17 protein-coding genes, 1 tRNA gene and 1 pseudogene are annotated in these 16,201 nt (G+C 59.8%); 13 read left to right on the top strand and 6 right to left on the bottom strand.

Going from position 1 to position 16,201, the window contains the following annotated elements; translation table 11 throughout:
* Positions 1-131 precede the first annotated feature (131 nt).
* On the top strand, positions 132-1,535 hold the full coding sequence (locus tag H4I99_RS17325) for a lipopolysaccharide biosynthesis protein (protein WP_163901826.1): 1,404 nt from the start codon (positions 132-134) through the stop codon (positions 1,533-1,535).
* A gap of 2 nt (positions 1,536-1,537) precedes the next feature.
* Positions 1,538-2,815 carry a GNAT family N-acetyltransferase gene (locus H4I99_RS17320; protein ID WP_163901828.1) on the top strand — a complete coding sequence of 426 codons (1,278 nt, stop codon included), beginning with the start codon at positions 1,538-1,540 and terminating at the stop codon, positions 2,813-2,815.
* Positions 2,816-2,862: 47 nt separating this feature from the next.
* Here the strand turns inward: H4I99_RS17320 and H4I99_RS17315 are convergent, their stop codons facing one another.
* A complete protein-coding gene (locus tag H4I99_RS17315) occupies positions 2,863-4,500 on the bottom strand; it encodes an AMP-binding protein (protein ID WP_163901829.1) in 1,638 nt (545 codons plus the stop codon).
* A gap of 287 nt (positions 4,501-4,787) precedes the next feature.
* Positions 4,788-4,898: pseudogene (locus H4I99_RS17310) on the bottom strand (IS5 family transposase); the annotation flags it as partial.
* A gap of 193 nt (positions 4,899-5,091) precedes the next feature.
* Here H4I99_RS17310 and H4I99_RS17305 point away from each other — a divergent pair.
* The gene (locus H4I99_RS17305) at positions 5,092-5,652 is read left to right on the top strand and encodes a hypothetical protein (RefSeq protein WP_163901830.1); all 561 of its coding nucleotides are present in this window, start codon (positions 5,092-5,094) and stop codon (positions 5,650-5,652) included.
* Between the two features lie 408 nt (positions 5,653-6,060).
* On the opposite strand, the gene H4I99_RS17300 is transcribed toward H4I99_RS17305, so the two are convergent.
* Positions 6,061-6,145 (bottom strand) — tRNA-Leu (locus H4I99_RS17300).
* Positions 6,146-6,367: 222 nt separating this feature from the next.
* Here H4I99_RS17300 and H4I99_RS17295 point away from each other — a divergent pair.
* Both H4I99_RS17295 and H4I99_RS17290 read left to right on the top strand, forming a co-directional pair.
* Positions 6,368-6,958: a YqaA family protein gene (locus H4I99_RS17295; RefSeq protein WP_163901831.1), complete on the top strand. Its 591-nt coding sequence runs from the start codon at positions 6,368-6,370 to the stop codon at positions 6,956-6,958.
* Positions 6,959-7,106: 148 nt separating this feature from the next.
* Positions 7,107-7,619, top strand: a complete 513-nt coding sequence (locus H4I99_RS17290) for a disulfide bond formation protein B (RefSeq protein ID WP_163901832.1) — start codon at positions 7,107-7,109, stop codon at positions 7,617-7,619.
* Between the two features lie 15 nt (positions 7,620-7,634).
* On the opposite strand, the gene H4I99_RS17285 is transcribed toward H4I99_RS17290, so the two are convergent.
* A complete protein-coding gene (locus H4I99_RS17285) occupies positions 7,635-8,192 on the bottom strand; it encodes an HNH endonuclease (protein WP_163901833.1) in 558 nt (185 codons plus the stop codon).
* 80 nt (positions 8,193-8,272) lie between these two features.
* Positions 8,273-8,932, bottom strand: a complete 660-nt coding sequence (locus H4I99_RS17280; protein WP_163901834.1) for a DNA-3-methyladenine glycosylase family protein — start codon at positions 8,930-8,932, stop codon at positions 8,273-8,275.
* Positions 8,933-9,009: 77 nt separating this feature from the next.
* Between H4I99_RS17280 and gluQRS the strand changes: the two genes are divergently transcribed.
* Complete coding sequence (gluQRS, locus tag H4I99_RS17275) at positions 9,010-9,891, top strand: tRNA glutamyl-Q(34) synthetase GluQRS (protein ID WP_163901836.1); 882 nt, start codon at positions 9,010-9,012, stop codon at positions 9,889-9,891.
* Here the strand turns inward: gluQRS and H4I99_RS17270 are convergent.
* Entirely contained in the window at positions 9,859-10,743 is an 885-nt protein-coding gene (locus H4I99_RS17270; protein ID WP_163901837.1) for a YihY/virulence factor BrkB family protein, read from the bottom strand. The two genes, gluQRS and H4I99_RS17270, sit on opposite strands and share 33 nt — an antisense overlap.
* Positions 10,744-10,829: 86 nt before the next feature.
* On the opposite strand from H4I99_RS17270, the gene H4I99_RS17265 reads away from it, so the two are divergent.
* The 7 genes from H4I99_RS17265 (at position 10,830) to H4I99_RS17235 (ending at position 16,194) form a co-directional block, all read left to right on the top strand.
* Complete coding sequence (locus H4I99_RS17265; RefSeq protein ID WP_163901839.1) at positions 10,830-11,660, top strand: SDR family oxidoreductase; 831 nt, start codon at positions 10,830-10,832, stop codon at positions 11,658-11,660.
* Positions 11,661-11,694: 34 nt separating this feature from the next.
* Positions 11,695-11,892, top strand: coding sequence for a twin transmembrane helix small protein (locus H4I99_RS17260; protein ID WP_163901841.1), 198 nt, complete (start codon positions 11,695-11,697; stop codon positions 11,890-11,892).
* A 12-nt stretch (positions 11,893-11,904) separates the two neighbouring features.
* Complete coding sequence (locus H4I99_RS17255; RefSeq protein WP_163901843.1) at positions 11,905-12,483, top strand: cob(I)yrinic acid a,c-diamide adenosyltransferase; 579 nt, start codon at positions 11,905-11,907, stop codon at positions 12,481-12,483.
* Between the two features lie 33 nt (positions 12,484-12,516).
* Positions 12,517-13,299, top strand: coding sequence for a rhomboid family intramembrane serine protease (locus H4I99_RS17250; protein ID WP_163901845.1), 783 nt, complete (start codon positions 12,517-12,519; stop codon positions 13,297-13,299).
* Between the two features lie 177 nt (positions 13,300-13,476).
* The gene (locus H4I99_RS17245; protein ID WP_163901847.1) at positions 13,477-14,226 is read left to right on the top strand and encodes an electron transfer flavoprotein subunit beta/FixA family protein; all 750 of its coding nucleotides are present in this window, start codon (positions 13,477-13,479) and stop codon (positions 14,224-14,226) included.
* Between the two features lie 26 nt (positions 14,227-14,252).
* The gene (locus H4I99_RS17240) at positions 14,253-15,182 is read left to right on the top strand and encodes an electron transfer flavoprotein subunit alpha/FixB family protein (protein ID WP_163901849.1); all 930 of its coding nucleotides are present in this window, start codon (positions 14,253-14,255) and stop codon (positions 15,180-15,182) included.
* A 130-nt stretch (positions 15,183-15,312) separates the two neighbouring features.
* Positions 15,313-16,194, top strand: coding sequence for a 3-hydroxybutyryl-CoA dehydrogenase (locus H4I99_RS17235; RefSeq protein WP_163901851.1), 882 nt, complete (start codon positions 15,313-15,315; stop codon positions 16,192-16,194).
* The last annotated feature ends 7 nt before the right edge of the window (positions 16,195-16,201 follow it).

Here is a 16,201-nt window from a genome sequence, read left to right as displayed (position 1 = left end):
GAAGGACGGAGTGCATCATGCCCTGTTGACACAGGGAAACTGACGAACAACGGCAAACCGTTTCTTAACTCTGATCTGACAACAGTGCGGCATTGTTGTTTTGCGTTTTCAATAGGCCGTGCGTGTCGATAATGGCGGTTGTCCAGACAGCGGAGAAGATACTGCCGACCGGCCTGCATCCGGCGATGCACAAGCTTGTCGCCGCCTTCACGGGAGCAGATGAAATCGCCCGCGCCCAGCGCATGGCGCTCGTCGCCTTCGCCATACGGGTGGTCTCCGCGGCCATCGCGTTCGTTTCCCAGATTATCCAGGCCCGAATGATGGGCGAATTCGAATACGGCATCTTCGTCTTCGTATGGGTGCTGGTCGTGCTGTTCGGCAACCTCTCCTGCCTCGGCTTCCACACGACGGTCATCCGTTTCCTGCCGCAATACGACGCCCGCGACGAACACGATGAAATCCGTGGCCTGACCATGACCGCCAGGGTCTTCGCCATGCTCTCGGCAAGCCTGCTCGCCGTCATCGGCTTCGCCGTGCTCATGCTCTTCGGCGACGCGATCGAGGCCTATTACATCCTGCCGCTGTTTCTGGGGCTATTCGCGCTTCCGATGATCGCACTCGGCGATGTGCTTGATGGTACGGCGCGTGCCAACAGCTGGCCAGTGGCTGCACTCAGCCCCACCTATATCGTCCGCCCGCTGCTCATCCTGCTATTCATGATCGCCGCTGTCTGGGCCGGTGCTCCACATACGGCGACGACAGCCATGCAGGCCGCACTGGCCGCGACCTACGTTACCACACTCGGCCAGTTCCTGACGATCGACCGCCGTATGCAGAAGCGCTTCGTCGCCGGCCCTCGGAAGATCGATTTCCTCGCCTGGTTCAAAGTGGCCCTGCCAATCTTCCTGATTGAAGGCTTCGGTTTTCTACTCACCAATTCCGACGTCGTCGTGGTCGGTCTCTACCTCGACCCCGATCAGGTGGCGATCTACTTCGCCGCAGCGAAAACCATGGCGCTGGTCCAGTTCGTCTATTTCGCCGTAAAGGCGGCCGCCGCCCCACGCTTCTCCTCCATGGTTGCGGCCCATGATCTGCGCCATCTCGCGGCCTTCGCCGGTCAGACGACCCGCTGGAGCTTCTGGCCTTCGCTTCTTGTTGGCCTTGCCGTTTTGGCTGTCGGCGAATTCCTGCTGGCATTGTTCGGCCCAGCCTTCACAGCCGGCTATGTATTGATGGCAATCCTCTTCGCCGGCAGCCTCTCGAAGGCACTTGTCGGCCCGGGCGAGGTACTCCTGACCATGACGGGCCATCAGAAACTTTGCGTCTTCCTTTATGTCGGCGCACTCGCCGTCAATATCGGCCTGAACGTTACGCTCATACCGCTCTTCGGATTGACCGGAGCGGCAGCCGCGACAGCGGCAGCAATGATGGCGGAGGCGCTGCTTCTGCACATTGCGGTCCGCCATGCACTCGGCATCGTTCTCTTTGCATTTGCCGACCCGTTGTCGATCCTGACCAAGACCAAGGCATCCTGACCATGACGGAAGCTCCGATCCATAGCGAAAGCACCAGCTTCGGCACCCGCCATTCCTCGGGCAGTCTCGCAAGCCTGCAGAGCAATCGACCCGACGCCGACCAGACGATCGAGGTCGGCCGCCCCGGACGTCATCTCGCCTTCTATCCCGGCAAGGTCGGATATGATCTGCAGGAGGAGTTGGACTATCTCACATATCGCGTGATGGAAGCGAACGTCTTCTTTGCGCCGCGTTTCCTCGCCCCGGCCATGCCGCGGCTCGAGGACAGGCTGATCCGCCTCGGCGTCATCCGCGACGAGGACGGACGACGCAGCCGTGTCCGCTTGCTGATGCCCTATTCCATCGAGAAGCCCGGCTTCTCCATGGGACCGACGATCCTGCGCGTCTGGTCGAACCCCTTCGGCCCGCTGGGAACCTTGCTCGTCGATGCCGAGGAAGCCGCCGAAACGCTGGACAATCTGTTGGAAGCGCTGGCCCGCCCCGACGCCCGTCTGCCGGGTGTCTTCGTTCTGCCCGACCTCCGGCTCAACGGCCGCTTCGCCCAGCTTCTGAAGGCCGTCGCCATCAGCCGCGACCTGCCCCTGACGGTCACCAACACATTTACCCGCCCGATGCTCGAAAGCCTCGACGACGGCGAGACCTATCTGCAGCGGGCAATCGCCAAACCGCACCTGCGGGAGATGCGCCGCCAGTTCCGCCTGCTCAGCCAACACGGCGAACTGACATACAACGTCACCCGCCAGCCGCAGGAGATCCGTCTCAGGATGGAGGAATTCCTGGCGCTGGAAGCAAGCGGCTGGAAAGGCCAGAAGCGTTCCGCCATGGTCATGGACCGGCTACGCTCTGCCTTCGCCCGCGAAGCCATCACCAATCTGGCGGAAGTGGATGCCGTGCGTATTCACACCCTCGACCTCAACGGCCGGGCCATCGCCTCGATGGTGGTCTTCATCATGGCCGGCGAAGCCTATACGTGGAAAACAGCCTATGACGAGCGCTATGGCCGGTTCTCTCCCGGCAAGCTGCTGATGGCCGACCTCACCGAATGGCACCTCGACGACGCCAATATCCAGCGCACCGACAGCTGCGCCGTGCCGGACCATCCGATCATGAGCCGCTTCTGGAAGGAACGCGAGGAGATGGGTACGCTGGTCATCGGTCTGCGCGCCAATGCCGACCGAGACGTGCGACAGGCGGCCGCCCAGCTTCATATGTACCGCAACACGCGCAACATCGCCCGTATCCTGCGTGACAAGATCCTCTCGCGTCGTCTGAACGACTGACGCGAGAGCAGTTTCGACGAAATCGGGCATACTCAAACCCGGATGGGTTATTCAGCCGCTGCGGCTAATTCCCGGTCCCGCAACAGGCGGCGGATAACCTTGCCAGTGGCGGTCAGAGGCAACTCCTCGACAAAGGCCACCTCCCGCGGATATTCGTGCATCGACAGGCGCTGCTTCACCCAGTCGCGGATCTCGACAGCCAGTACATCGCTTGGCAAAAAATCGTCGGCAAGAACCACGAAAGCCTTGACGATCTCCGTGCGCAACGGATCCGGCTTGCCAATTACAGCAGCAAGGCGCACCGCCGGATGGCCGATGAGGCAATCCTCGATCTCCGCAGGACCGATGCGATAGCCCGATGACGTAATGACATCGTCATCCCGGCCGAAGAACTCGACATAGCCTTCGGCATCCTGCCGGCCGAGATCGCCCGTTTTCATCCAGTCGCCGACGAACTTCGCCGCGGTCGCCCGCTCGTCGTGCCAGTAGCCGAGAAACATCACCGGATCAGGCCGTGCAATCGCCACCTGCCCCACACTGCCCGGAGGAAGCTCCCTGCCCTCGTCATCGATGATCGCAACACGATGACCCGGTACCGTCCGCCCGATGGCCCCGGCGCGGCTAACACCAAGATGGGCCGCCGAAGACAGCACGAAATTGCACTCCGTCTGTCCGTAGAATTCGTTGGGAACGATGCCGAGCGCAGACTTGACCCACTCATAGGTCTCCCGACCCAGAGCCTCTCCCGCCGAACCGATCGACCTGAGCACCAGATCGTATTTTTCCCGCGGCCGCTCCACCGATTTCAGCAATCTCAATGCCGTCGGCGGAATGAAGGCGTTGCGCACCTTCATCTCCGCCATGATCCGGAAGGCCGTGTCCGCATCGAATTTCTGAGCGGGAGAGGAAACGACAGGCACGCCCAGCAGGAGCGAAGGCAAGAGCGCGTTCAATAATCCGCCCGCCCACGCCCAGTCCGACGGCGTCCACATCCTGTCGCCGTCACGCGGAATAAATTCATGCGCCATCTGGAAGCCGGGTAGATGGCCGGGCAGGACCCTGTGCCCATGCAGCGCCCCTTTGGGCGGACCGGTTGTCCCCGACGTGAAGATCATCAGGGCCGGCGTATCGGGCCCGGTTTTCGCCACATTGAAGACGGACGGGTGGCCTGCCTCCACATCGGCGAAAGCGTGCACACCCGACGCAACCGCCCCGATCGTCACAACCTCCCGCAGATCCGGCAGGCGGGACCGAATTTCCTCCAACCGGGACAAACCAAAATCATTGGTGACGACGACCTTGGCGCCGGCAGCGGCAAGCCGGTATTCGAGCGCCTCGGCACCGAATAGCAGAGCAAGCGGCAGTGCGATTGCGCCCATCTTGTAGATCGCTACATGGGCGATGACCGTCTCGAAACACTGGGGCAGAAGCAGTGCTACACGATCGCCCGGTTCAACCCCGAGTGCCCGAAGCCCATGGGCAAAAGCCGCCGAACGCCCCGCTAGCTCGCCATAGGTCATCGACAGATGATTGCCATCGGAACTGAAATGCTGGAGACACACGCGATCCGGCGCATGCAACGCCCAGTCATCACTGACCGCGCGACCGATGTTGAAATCGTCAGGAATGGACCACGAGAAATCGCGACAAAGCGTCTCGTAGGTGCCTCGCTCAGGCAGAAACATGGCGGAAAACCCGTGTCACCAAGGGCTTTCTGCTACCATTCCTCTCGCAAGCGCACAATAGGCGGGCAGAAACACACTTATCCGTAGTACAAAAATGGATTTTGGTGCCCTTCGGCAAAGATCGGGTAGTCACGTCCGCTCGCCTAAAGGCGCAGACTAACACCATCAGGTTGCTAACGGGACATCAGGATCGCGCCGGTAGCCACAATCACCACCGATCCAAAAAAACCACCCGCTGCCAACAACGCACCTCGCGCCGGACGGCTAGGCCCTTTGACAAAGTATGGCAGCCATATCTTTGCGGCGGCCAGGGCGACGAATGCCGAAAATGATTTTCGAGTCTTGTCGTATCGGGTCGCAACGCGACGGAATTGTTTGAGGCGGTTGAACAACGACTCCGGCAGCCGACTAGACCAAAGGATAGGCGTGTGACCTATCGGTATGATTGAGACAGCAAGGTCCGAATGCGACCTTTTGCAGAGAGCAAACAACACGCTGCTCACCAACTAACATTGTCAAATATCAGTACGCATGCACCGTATCGACCACGCCGCACGGAGGCTTGTCGAAAAACCCTGAAGGACAAAGACCATGAACGTTATCAAAGACAAGTTGCTCTCCAAGTCCGCCTATTCGCACGATATTGATGTGTCGCTCGATCAGATCGACATCGCCGACTGGCTCTTCAACCTTCCCGAAGCCGAATACCTGCGTTGTTGCATTCCCGATCACATCGGATGCGGCGCGACCTTTACCGATGATGGCCGCAAGATGTCGATCAATGTCGAAAAGATCGGCACCGGGTTGGTGATCCAGCACTATGTCGCAGAAGAGGCCACTCCATCCTATTGCCGGATGAACTCGATTTCAGACGTTTTCACGCCGACGGGCGAGCGCACCCAAGTCAACGTGATCTGGGAACTGATTGCTGAATCCATCGATGGCAATCGTACCCGCTATACCAACCAGGTCACATGCCATCCGACGGATGCCTTCATGACCTTTATCGAGCAGCACGGCCAGTCCTTCGAGGATGCAGCCGAGGCTCGCCAGGCAGCCGGCGGTGACCACAATCATCGCGAAACGCCGAAGTTCGCGGAAAGCATTGCCCGCCACGCCCAGGCAAAGTCGGCGAGCAAGACAGCGGCCTAATGAAAGCGATCGTATATGACGATTTCGGCAAGGCGGACGTGCTCCGTCTTGCTCGTCATAGACCCTGCTTCTCACGAGTTGGGGTATCCGGCAAAGCCGGAGCGGTTCCCCCCCTCCAACGCCTTCTTTAATGGCTTACTAACAAATAGGGCGCGCTTGGCATTAAAGCCCTGCGGCGCAGGAACATCAGCCTGACCATAATTGGCATTTATGTCAGCTCACCCTCTGCCTATGTCAAATCACCCTTGGCATAGTTAGTTATTCGAAATGCAACCAAAACTGGAGTGAGGCCAGAAATACGTCAATTGGAATAATCGAGAACAAAAGTGTCCAGCCAAATAGGCCAAATCGATCTTTTGGACACCTCTTGGAGGGAATCAAAGCAAAAGCAATACTTTGAAAGTGTGTTGGTGCCCCATGCCGGAATCGAACCAGCACTCCTTTCGGAACTCGATTTTGAGTCGAGCGCGTCTACCAGTTCCGCCAATGGGGCAGCAGGATGGTTAAACGGCGTCTACCATGCACCTGGGCACCCGCGCAAGGGCGAACTTGGCGGCTGTGCCGCCTGCAGTCCCATCTCGCCAGAAAAGGTTTCATCCGGTTATTCAACTTCACGCAAATGTTTGCTTCGCATGTGCTGCACCGCAAAACGCCCCATTTACAGTGCAGGCCGGCTTGCATAAAACCGAGCGACCGAAAGACCGGGAAAGACTTGATGCTACGTCGCCTCTACGATTGGACCATGTCACTCGCCGCACGCAAGTCGGCTGAACGTTGGCTCGCCGTCATCGCCTTCATTGAAAGCTCGATTTTTCTGGTCCCGGCGGATGTGCTCTATCTGCCGATGGCGCTGGCGAAGCCGCAGAAGGCCTGGCGCTATGCCATCATCGCCACCGTGGCATCCGTACTTGGCGGCATCGCCGGCTGGTTCCTCGGCTACTACGCCTTCGAAACCGTCGCTCGGCCGATTCTCGAATTCTACGGCAAGTACGAGGCCTTCGAGCGGCTGCGCACCTCAGTCAACTACGAGATGGTCCTGCTGCTGCTGGTGACTTCCGGCCTCGCCCATCTCCCGCCGATCAAGGTGGTGACGATCCTCTCGGGTGTCGCCCATATCAACATCTGGCTATTCATCGTCTCCGCCATCGTCGCCCGCGGCGGACGTTTCCTCCTGCTTGCATGGCTTCTGCAGCGTTATGGCGAACCGATCCGGGAATTCATCGAAAAGCGTCTGGGGCAGATCGCCATGGTCGGAGCAGCCGTACTGATCGTGCTATACGTCGCCTATCGCTATTTCCTGCATTAAGGCGATCAGACAGCTACCAGCCCCAAGTCTGTGGGCGATGAACAGATAAGGCATGTCGACCCAGAATCTGGCGCGGCTTGGTGACAATGGCATGCAAGCAACAAATGATTTGAAGCACAACCTCCAAACCTGAGAACAGGAAGACGACATGAGCGTATCCGCCTCATACCTCAAGAACGATACGGCGATCGCCGCAGTCCTGACCCTTGGCATGGCCGTGGTCGTCGGCTCGGCGCTCGGCTTCGAACATATCGGCGGTTATGTTCCATGTGCACTCTGCCTGATGCAGCGCAACCCATACTACATCGGCGTCGGCGTCGGTGCGCTGGCAACGCTTTCGTCGGTCTTACGTCTTCCAGCCGCCGTTACGCGCAGCCTCATCGCGATCATCGCGATCCTGATGATCGTCAGCATCGGACTCGGCACCTATCATGCCGGCGTCGAATGGAAGTTCTGGGAGGGGCCGACGACCTGCGCCGTGGGCGCCACAGGCGGCGAAGCTCCGGTCAATGTGCTGGAGGCCCTGAACGAAACCAAGGGACCGTCGTGCACGGAGGCGGCACTGCGCGTGCTCGGCCTTTCCTTCGCAGGCTGGAACGTCATCACCAGTGCGGCTCTGGCAGCCATCGCCGCATGGGCCCTTTTCCGCAAGCGCGCCTGAACGGATAGCAGCCGGTTACGGCTGCAGTTCGGAATCCCAGTAGAGATAGTCGACCCAGCTTTCGTGCAGATAGTTTGGCGGGAAACGCCGTCCATTGTTGTGCAGGTCCTGCACTGACGGCCGGTACGGCTTTTGTGCCGGGAACATCGAAGCCTGTTTCGGCAGCTTGCTGCCCTTCCTGAGATTGCAGGGAGAGCAGGCGGCGACCACATTTTCCCAAGTGGTCTCGCCGCCATGGGCGCGCGGGATCACGTGGTCGAAGGTCAAGTCGTCTTCAGACCCGCAATACTGGCATTCGAACTTGTCACGCAGGAACACATTGAAGCGGGTGAAAGCAGGGTTGCGGGTGGGTTGAACGTAGGTCTTGAGGCTGACGACGCTCGGCAGTCGCATCGAAAAACTCGGGGAACAAACCGACTGATCGTATTCCGCGATAATGTTCACACGGTCAAGAAAGACCGCCTTGATCGCGTCCTGCCAGGACCATAGCGACAAGGGGTAATAACTTAGAGGCCTGTAGTCGGCATTCAGGACGAGCGCCGGCAAGGACTGGGGTGAGACTGCAATCGTCAAGGCATTCTCCTGAGCGATTCGGCACCTGTCCATCTATATTAGGTCCGTTGTTACAGCATTGTGAAGCCCCTTCTTGCAGATCACGAAAGGACCTGGACATCGACAGGAATCGCCTGTCGGCCCGTCCGCAATGCGTAATGCGCCCAGAACAGTCGGGCAGCCACCGAACGCCACGGTTGCCAGACTTCCGCCACCCGCTTCACCTCCTTGAAATCCGGCCTTTCCACATAACCGAATACGTCCCCGACGGCGACGCGGAGCGCCACGTCCCCGACTGGAAAGACGTCCGGATGACCGCCGCAGAACATCAGGTAGACCTCGGCCGTCCAGAGGCCGATCCCCCTGTAGGAAGTGAGTTTCGCGATTGCGTTTGAGGCTTCGAGCGCCGCTATTTTGCCAAGATCGAGTTCGCCGGAGGCCACTGCGCCCGCCACGGCGTGCAGAGTCTCCGCCTTGGCTCGCGAAAGGCCGAGTGTGGCGATGACAGCCGGATCGAGCGCCAGATAAGCTTCCGACGTCACCACTTCTCCGGTGGCAGCAACGATCCGCCGCCAGATCGCATCGGCGCTCGCGCGCGACACCATCTGCGACACTATGATGTTAGCAAGGCCGGCAAAGCCCGGCTCCGAAAGCCTCAGCGGCAATGGGCCGCAGGCTCCGGCGATGGGAACAAGACGCGGATCAATCGTCAGAAGCTCGTCCAGACCGGCATCGAGATCAGCCCGCGTTGTAATCGTCATTTCCAGCCCGTCTCGTGCTAGTCGTTCTTTGTCGAAGTCCCGTTCCCTGGGGATGCATTCCATGCGAGATAGAGAGCATGATCCCGCCTGCCCGTCAAAAACCCGTTTTTCGTTTCGCTCCGAGCCCAAACGGACGCCTGCATCTCGGCCATGCGCTTTCGGCGCTCATCAATGCCGATATGGCGAAAGCAATGGAAGGTCGGCTTCTGCTGCGGATGGAAGACATCGACATCGGTCGCTGTACACCCGAATTCGAAACGGCGATCTATAACGATCTCGTCTGGCTGGGTCTCGCGTGGGAGGAGCCCGTACGCCGTCAATCGGAACATCTCGATGAGTATCTGGCAGCCCTTGATGAACTCGTCGCTCGCGGGCTCGCATATCCGGCCTTCATGACCCGCGGCGAGGTCAGGGCGCGTGCAATACGCTTCGAAGAAAAAGGCAAGCCGTGGCCGCGCGATCCCGACGGCGCTCCACACTATCCAGAGGATGACCTCTTTCTTCCCGGTTCGGTTCGCAAGGAGCGCATCGCAGCCGGTGAACGCCATGTCTGGCGGCTGGACATGAAGAAAGCAATCGCCTCGACCACAGCAGCGCTCACATGGACGGAAACAGGCGATGGAGAAACCGGCGAGATCTCCGCCGATCCCGCGGCATGGGGAGATGTGGTGTTGTGGCGCTCGGATGCGCCTTCCAGCTACCATCTTTCCGTGACCGTCGATGACGCCGCCCAGGGCGTGACCCATGTGGTGCGTGGCCTCGACCTCTTTCACGCGACCTCGGTTCACCGCCTGCTGCAGACACTTCTTGGCTTGTCAGCTCCCCGCTATCATCATCACCGGCTGATCCTCGGCGATGACGGGCGCAAGCTCTCCAAGAGCCAGGGAGATACGGCGCTGGCAGAGCTCAGAAAAGCGGGGCGGACGTCAGAAGAGATCCGCCGGCTGGTCGGGCTTTGAAACGACAGTCCGCGAAGGCAGCACGTTGAACTTCATCAGCGCGGCATTGAACTCCGCGCCTATGATGAAGATGACCCCGACCATGTAAAGAAAGACGATCACCACCATGATCGAGGCAAGACCGGCGTACATGGCCGCGTAATTGGCAAAACTCGCAAGGTAATAGGCAAAGACCAGCGCGCCGATCAGCCAGAGTACCAGCGTCAGCAGGACACCGGGGATGACGTCGAGAAGACGCCTGTTGCCAGCGGGCAGGCTCATATGAAAGATCAGAAGTGCAAGGGCAAGGAGGCCGATCGTGCCGTAGACGCGCCAGTTCGAAATCGCCGCGAGCCACTCCTTCAGCCAGGGGAACCACTTTTCGGCGAAGGCGAGCGCCACAGGAACGGCGACGAGCAGTGCGCTGATAACGGTCAGCACGACAACCGCACCGAGAACGAAACCAAGACTAACGAGACGGGTGATGTACCATGGCCGCGTCTCAGCAACCCGGTAAGCGCGATTCAGCGAGACACGCAGCGCCTCCACGCCATTGGAGGCGAAGTAGGCAGCGGCCAGTACGGAGATTGTCAGCAGGCCGCCACGGGGGATCGTCAGCACCCTCACGATCTGGTCGGATACCGGCTTGGAGATCGATTCGGGCCAAGTATCAAAAATGATATGGATCGCTGTCTCCGCAAAGCGATCCGCTCCGAGAAAAGTCGCAAGCGCCGTCCCGAAGATCAGGAACGGGAACACCGCCAGCAGCGCGGATAGCGCCACATGGCTCGCCATGGCCCAGCCATCGTCCTCGGTGAAGTGGTAAAACGCGTCGAACCCGACCCGGTAGACAGTGCGCAGGAAAGCCCGCATCCATTCTCCTCGATCGCGGCATGCCGATTGTAAGCCCACGTCGAATATGGGAAACCGGGTCGGATTTGTACAGGGAACATTCCGTTATGAATGCTCGAACCATCATCGTCACAGGTTGTTCTTCCGGCATCGGCGCCCATTGCGCAAGGGCCCTGAAGGCCGATGGCTGGCGCGTTTTTGCGACGGTTCGCCGCAATGAAGATCTTGCCTCGCTCGAAGAAGCGGGGATCGAAGCCCTGCTGATGGACTATACTGACCGTGCGAGCATCGGCGCGCTGGTCGATGAAGTGACGGCCCGCACAGGCGGCCGGATCGACGCGCTGTTCAATAACGGCGCCTATGGCCAGCCCGGCGCGGTCGAGGACCTTTCAACCGATGTGCTGCGTCAGCAGTTCGAAACCAATGTCTTCGGATGGCATGAGCTGACCCGCCGAGTGATTCCGCTGATGCGCGCGAACCGGGCGGGCCGCATCGTCCAGTGCTCGTCAATCCTCGGGCTGTTGCCCTATCGATACCGGGGCGCATACACGGCATCGAAATATGCGCTGGAGGGACTGACGGTCACGTTGCGCATGGAGCTTGAAGGTAGCGGCATTCAGGTGAGCCTGATCGAACCCGGCCCGATCGAGAGCCGCTTCACCGCCAACGCCTTGAAACAGATCGAAGCGAACATCGACCTTGCCGGCTCACCGCATGCGAAGGAATACGAACGTCAGCTGTCGAGACTGAACGGCACCGGCCCGGTCAACAAGCATAAGCTTGGCCCGGACGCCGTCTACAAAGCGCTCAAGCACGCCTTGACCGCCCACAGGGCGCGGCCACATTATCTCGTTACCACACCGGCCCGGCAAGGCGCGCTCTTGAAGAGGCTGCTCCCGGCGGATCTCTTCTATCGATTGATGCGATCGCTGGACTGAGGCAACAACAACAAAAGGCTCGGGAAGATACACCATGTCAGGCTTCACCACGGTTCTCACCCTGATCGTCATGGGACTCGTCGTGCTCGTTCTCGTGCGCGGGCTCTTCAACATGCTGAAGGGCGGCAGCGGCAATACCTCGAACAAGCTCATGCAGATGCGCCTCGTTCTGCAGGCCATAGCCATTGCGCTCATCATGCTGACGCTCTGGCTGACCGGCGGCGGGCGATAGGAGAATACGACGATGGTTCGTCTCAACAAGATCTACACCCGCACCGGCGATGACGGTACCACGGCGCTGGTGAGCGGCCCCCGCCGGCTCAAGCACGACCTGCGCGTGGATGCCTACGGCACCATCGACGAGGTGAATTCCGCAATCGGCGTTGCCCGGCTGCACACCCAGAGCCTGTCCGAACTCCACGCCATGCTCCTGAGGATCCAGAACGACCTCTTCGATCTCGGAGCGGACCTGGCCGCGCCCGACACCGGCGAGACCCTGAGCTACGAACCTCTTCGTGTGATCGAGGCGCAGGTCACCCGGATCGAAGGCGAAATCGACCTACTGAATGCAAGTCTCGATCCGCTGAAATCCTTTATCCTGCCAGGAGGAACCCCGGCTGCAGCTCACCTGCATCTTGCCCGGACGATCGCCCGACGGGCGGAGCGGATCATGGTCGAACTGTCACGCTTCGAAGGAGAAACCATCGACCCGCCAGCGCTGAAATACATCAACCGCCTGTCGGACTTCCTGTTTGTTGCGGCTCGTTTCGCCAATGACGGCGGCAAGGCCGACATTCTCTGGGTGCCCGGCAAGAACCGTTGAACCTGATTGAATTCTAAACCTAGGGAGCACGCGATGTTCATTCCCCTGCATGACCGCAACTCCCTGAGGCATATACGGATGCAATATGTCACGATCGGCTTGATCCTGACGAATGCGATGGTTTTCGCCTTCACCAACATGCTGATGCCGGAATCCGTCATTCAGGCGAGCGTCTACGGACTGGGCTTCATTCCCGCGGTCGTGTTCGACTATGCGGCGCTCGATCCCTCGCTCGCACTCGTGCCGCCCGATGCCACGCTCATCACTTATGCCTTCCTGCACAGCAACCTGATGCATCTCGGCTCAAACATGCTGTTCCTCTGGGTGTTTGGCGATAATGTCGAGGACGCATTGGGCCATGTGCGCTTCCTCTTGTTCTATCTCGCCTGCGCCGCCGCCGGTGCACTGTTTCATGGCCTAGTGGGCCCGACCTCCCAGAGCCCGCTGATCGGGGCTTCAGGCGCGGTCTCAGGTGTCGTCGCAGCCTACCTTATGCTGCATCCCAAGGTGCGCGTCTGGGTACTCGTTCTCTTTCGCTTTCCTCTGCCGCTACCAGCCTTCCTGCCGCTTCTCTTCTGGATCGGACAACAATTCGCAATGCTCGCCATCGATGGAGAGGGCGAAGTTTCCTGGGGCGCCCACGTAGGGGGTATCCTCACGGGCGCCCTGTTGGTCGTATTCATGCGCAGGCGCGGCGTTCCCCTGTTCGACCGGACCATCGTGACACCCAAGGCAGTCGAACATCAGCAGGCGGCCCCGCCACTAGCTCCTGCGGTCCCGCCTCCACCCCGGCGCACAGTCCACTGGGGCCGTTAACATCGCAGATTTCTGCATATTGACGTATACGTAAACGTTAATTAATCGTTTTTAAGCGAAATCGATGCTGTAGCAAGCGTTGTAATTGCGAAAAAAATGCGTATCCATGTCGCCCATTGACCATCGGAGGGCCGCCTGAAGAGGCATTTTCAGGCAGGGCAATGAAGGAAGAAAGTCATGAAAGTACTGGTGACCGTCAAGCGCGTTGTGGACTACAACGTCAAGATCCGGGTTAAGACGGATGGCACGGGTGTCGAGCTTGCAAACGTCAAGATGTCGATGAACCCCTTCGATGAAATCTCGGTCGAAGAAGCCCTTCGCCTGAAGGAAGCCGGCAAGGCTTCGGAAGTCGTGGTCGTATCGGTTGGCCCGGCCAAGGCCGAAGAGACGCTGCGCACCGCCCTCGCCATGGGCGCCGACCGCGCGATCCTTGTCGAGACCGAGGAAACGGTCGAGCCGCTCGCAGTCGCCAAGATTCTGAAGGGCGTGGTCGAGGCGGAAGCCCCGGGCCTCGTCATCACCGGCAAGCAGGCGATCGACGACGACTCGAACCAGGTCGGCCAGATGCTTTCGGCCCTTCTCGGCTGGGCACAGGCAACGTTTGCCTCCAAGCTCGAGATCAAGGACGGATCCGCCGACGTCACCCGCGAGGTCGATGGCGGCCTGCAGACGATCAACGTCAAGCTTCCGGCCATCGTCACCACCGACCTTCGCCTCAACGAGCCGCGCTATGCTTCGCTGCCGAACATCATGAAGGCCAAGAAGAAGCCGCTCGACAAGAAGTCGCCCGCCGACTTCGGCGTCGATATCGCAGCGCGCCTCAAGGTGCTGAAGACCGAAGAACCGGGCGGCCGCAAGGCAGGCATCAAGGTCAAGAGCGTCGCCGAACTGGTCGAAAAGCTCAAGACCGAAGCCGGCGTATTGTAATCGGGACGGACAAGGAGAACAAAGACATGGCCATTCTTCTTCTGGCAGAACACGACAACGCAACCGTCTCCGACCAGACAGCCAAGACGCTGACGGCAGCCGCCAGGATCGGCGGCGACGTTCATGTGCTGGTCGCGGGTTCGGGCGCCAGGGCAGCCGCTGACGCCGCTGCAAAGCTCTCCGGCGTTTCCAAGGTACTCGTCGCCGATGACGCAAGCCTCGCCAACAATCTGGCTGAGCCGCTGGCGGCATTGATCGTTTCGCTCGCTCCGTCCTATGACGTGATCATCGCGCCCGCCACCTCGGTCGGCAAGAACGTCATGCCGCGCGTCGCAGCCCTTCTCGACGTGATGCAGGTCTCGGAAATCATCGAAGTGGTTTCCGCCGATACCTTCAAGCGCCCGATCTATGCCGGCAACGCCATCCAGACCGTCCAGTCCACCGACGCAAAGAAGGTGATCACGGTCCGCACGGCATCGTTTGCTGCCGCTGCCGAAGGCGGCTCGGCTTCCGTCGAGACCGTGGCTGCTGCTGCCAACCCCGGCGTTTCCACCTTCGTCTCGGATGCGCTGTCTTCGTCCGAGCGTCCGGAACTGACCTCGGCAAAGATCATCATCTCCGGCGGCCGCGCGCTCGGCTCTTCCGAGAAGTTCAAGGAAGTTATCCTTCCGGTCGCCGACAAGCTCGGTGCCGCCGTCGGCGCATCGCGCGCGGCAGTCGATGCGGGCTACGCACCGAACGACTGGCAGGTTGGCCAGACCGGCAAGGTCGTCGCCCCGCAGCTCTACATAGCCTGCGGCATCTCCGGCGCCATCCAGCACCTCGCCGGCATGAAGGATAGCAAGGTCATCGTCGCCATCAACAAGGACGAAGAAGCCCCCATCTTCCAGGTCGCCGACTACGGCCTCGTCGCAGACCTCTTCGAAGCACTACCCGAACTCGAAAAGGCGCTGTGACAATCCATTATTTCGCAACCGCGAAAAGACTGGAAAATCGCCCGTGAAGGGCTATGAAATTTGCCGGACCAACCGTAACGTTGGCCCGGCATTTTTGTCAGGCGATGCGGTTTCAGGTGAGGAGAACGGCATGACCAAGGTTTTTGATAATGTGGGCATCGTAGGCGCGGGCCAGATGGGATGCGGCATCGCCCATGTCGCTGCACTGGCCGGTTACAAGGTCACCATCTACGACCTGGCCAAGGAGAGGATCGAAGCAGGCCTTGCCACGATCAACGGAAATCTTGCGCGCCAGGTGTCGAACGGCAAGCTCTCGGAAGAAGCCCGCAAAGCAGCTCTCGCCCTCATCAGCGGCACCACCGACATCAACGACATGGCACCGATGGACCTCGTGATCGAGGCTGCAACAGAAGACGAGACAGTCAAACGCAAGATCTTCGCGCAACTCTGCCCGGTCCTGAAGCCTGAAGCGCTGCTCGCCACCAACACTTCCTCGCTGTCCATCACGCGCCTTGCGTCCGCCACCGACCGACCGGAACGCTTCATGGGCATTCACTTCATGAACCCCGTTCCGGTGATGAAGCTCGTCGAACTCGTTCGCGGCATCGCCACCGAAGAGAGCACCTTCGAAACCGCCAAGACCTTCGTCCGCTCTCTCGAAAAGACGATCACCGTTGCGGAAGACTTCCCGGCCTTCATCGTCAACCGCATCCTCCTGCCGATGATCAACGAAGCGATCTACACGCTGTATGAAGGTGTCGGCTCGGTCGAGGCCATCGATACCGCCATGAAGCTCGGCGCCAACCATCCCATGGGCCCGCTGCAGCTGGCAGACTTCATCGGCCTCGACACCTGCCTTTCTATCATGCAGGTGCTGCATGACGGGCTGGCCGACAGCAAGTATCGCCCATGCCCGCTCTTGGTGAAATACGTGGAAGCAGGTTGGCTGGGCCGAAAATCAGGTCGCGGTTTCTATGATTATCGGGGCGAGCATCCGATTCCGACCCGATAACATTGGC

This window comes from Paenirhizobium daejeonense, assembly GCF_014280875.1.
Taxonomy (GTDB): Bacteria; Pseudomonadota; Alphaproteobacteria; order Rhizobiales; family Rhizobiaceae; genus Allorhizobium; species Allorhizobium daejeonense.
Note: the sequence above shows the minus strand (reverse complement) of the source record. Positions and strands in the feature narration are given on the sequence as shown.

Bases quoted from the DNA above. Each gene is read 5' to 3' on its own strand.
- H4I99_RS17325 (WP_163901826.1), top strand. From the start codon at position 132: ATGGCGGTTGTCCAGACAGCGGAGAAGATACTGCCGACCGGCCTGCAT.
- H4I99_RS17320 (WP_163901828.1), top strand. From the start codon at position 1,538: ATGACGGAAGCTCCGATCCATAGCGAAAGCACCAGCTTCGGCACCCGC.
- H4I99_RS17315 (WP_163901829.1), bottom strand. From the start codon at position 4,500: ATGTTTCTGCCTGAGCGAGGCACCTACGAGACGCTTTGTCGCGATTTC.
- H4I99_RS17305 (WP_163901830.1), top strand. From the start codon at position 5,092: ATGAACGTTATCAAAGACAAGTTGCTCTCCAAGTCCGCCTATTCGCAC.
- H4I99_RS17295 (WP_163901831.1), top strand. From the start codon at position 6,368: ATGCTACGTCGCCTCTACGATTGGACCATGTCACTCGCCGCACGCAAG.
- H4I99_RS17290 (WP_163901832.1), top strand. From the start codon at position 7,107: ATGAGCGTATCCGCCTCATACCTCAAGAACGATACGGCGATCGCCGCA.
- H4I99_RS17280 (WP_163901834.1), bottom strand. From the start codon at position 8,932: ATGACGATTACAACGCGGGCTGATCTCGATGCCGGTCTGGACGAGCTT.
- gluQRS (WP_163901836.1), top strand. From the start codon at position 9,010: ATGATCCCGCCTGCCCGTCAAAAACCCGTTTTTCGTTTCGCTCCGAGC.
- H4I99_RS17270 (WP_163901837.1), bottom strand. From the start codon at position 10,743: ATGCGGGCTTTCCTGCGCACTGTCTACCGGGTCGGGTTCGACGCGTTT.
- H4I99_RS17265 (WP_163901839.1), top strand. From the start codon at position 10,830: ATGAATGCTCGAACCATCATCGTCACAGGTTGTTCTTCCGGCATCGGC.
- H4I99_RS17260 (WP_163901841.1), top strand. From the start codon at position 11,695: ATGTCAGGCTTCACCACGGTTCTCACCCTGATCGTCATGGGACTCGTC.
- H4I99_RS17255 (WP_163901843.1), top strand. From the start codon at position 11,905: ATGGTTCGTCTCAACAAGATCTACACCCGCACCGGCGATGACGGTACC.
- H4I99_RS17250 (WP_163901845.1), top strand. From the start codon at position 12,517: ATGTTCATTCCCCTGCATGACCGCAACTCCCTGAGGCATATACGGATG.
- H4I99_RS17245 (WP_163901847.1), top strand. From the start codon at position 13,477: ATGAAAGTACTGGTGACCGTCAAGCGCGTTGTGGACTACAACGTCAAG.
- H4I99_RS17240 (WP_163901849.1), top strand. From the start codon at position 14,253: ATGGCCATTCTTCTTCTGGCAGAACACGACAACGCAACCGTCTCCGAC.
- H4I99_RS17235 (WP_163901851.1), top strand. From the start codon at position 15,313: ATGACCAAGGTTTTTGATAATGTGGGCATCGTAGGCGCGGGCCAGATG.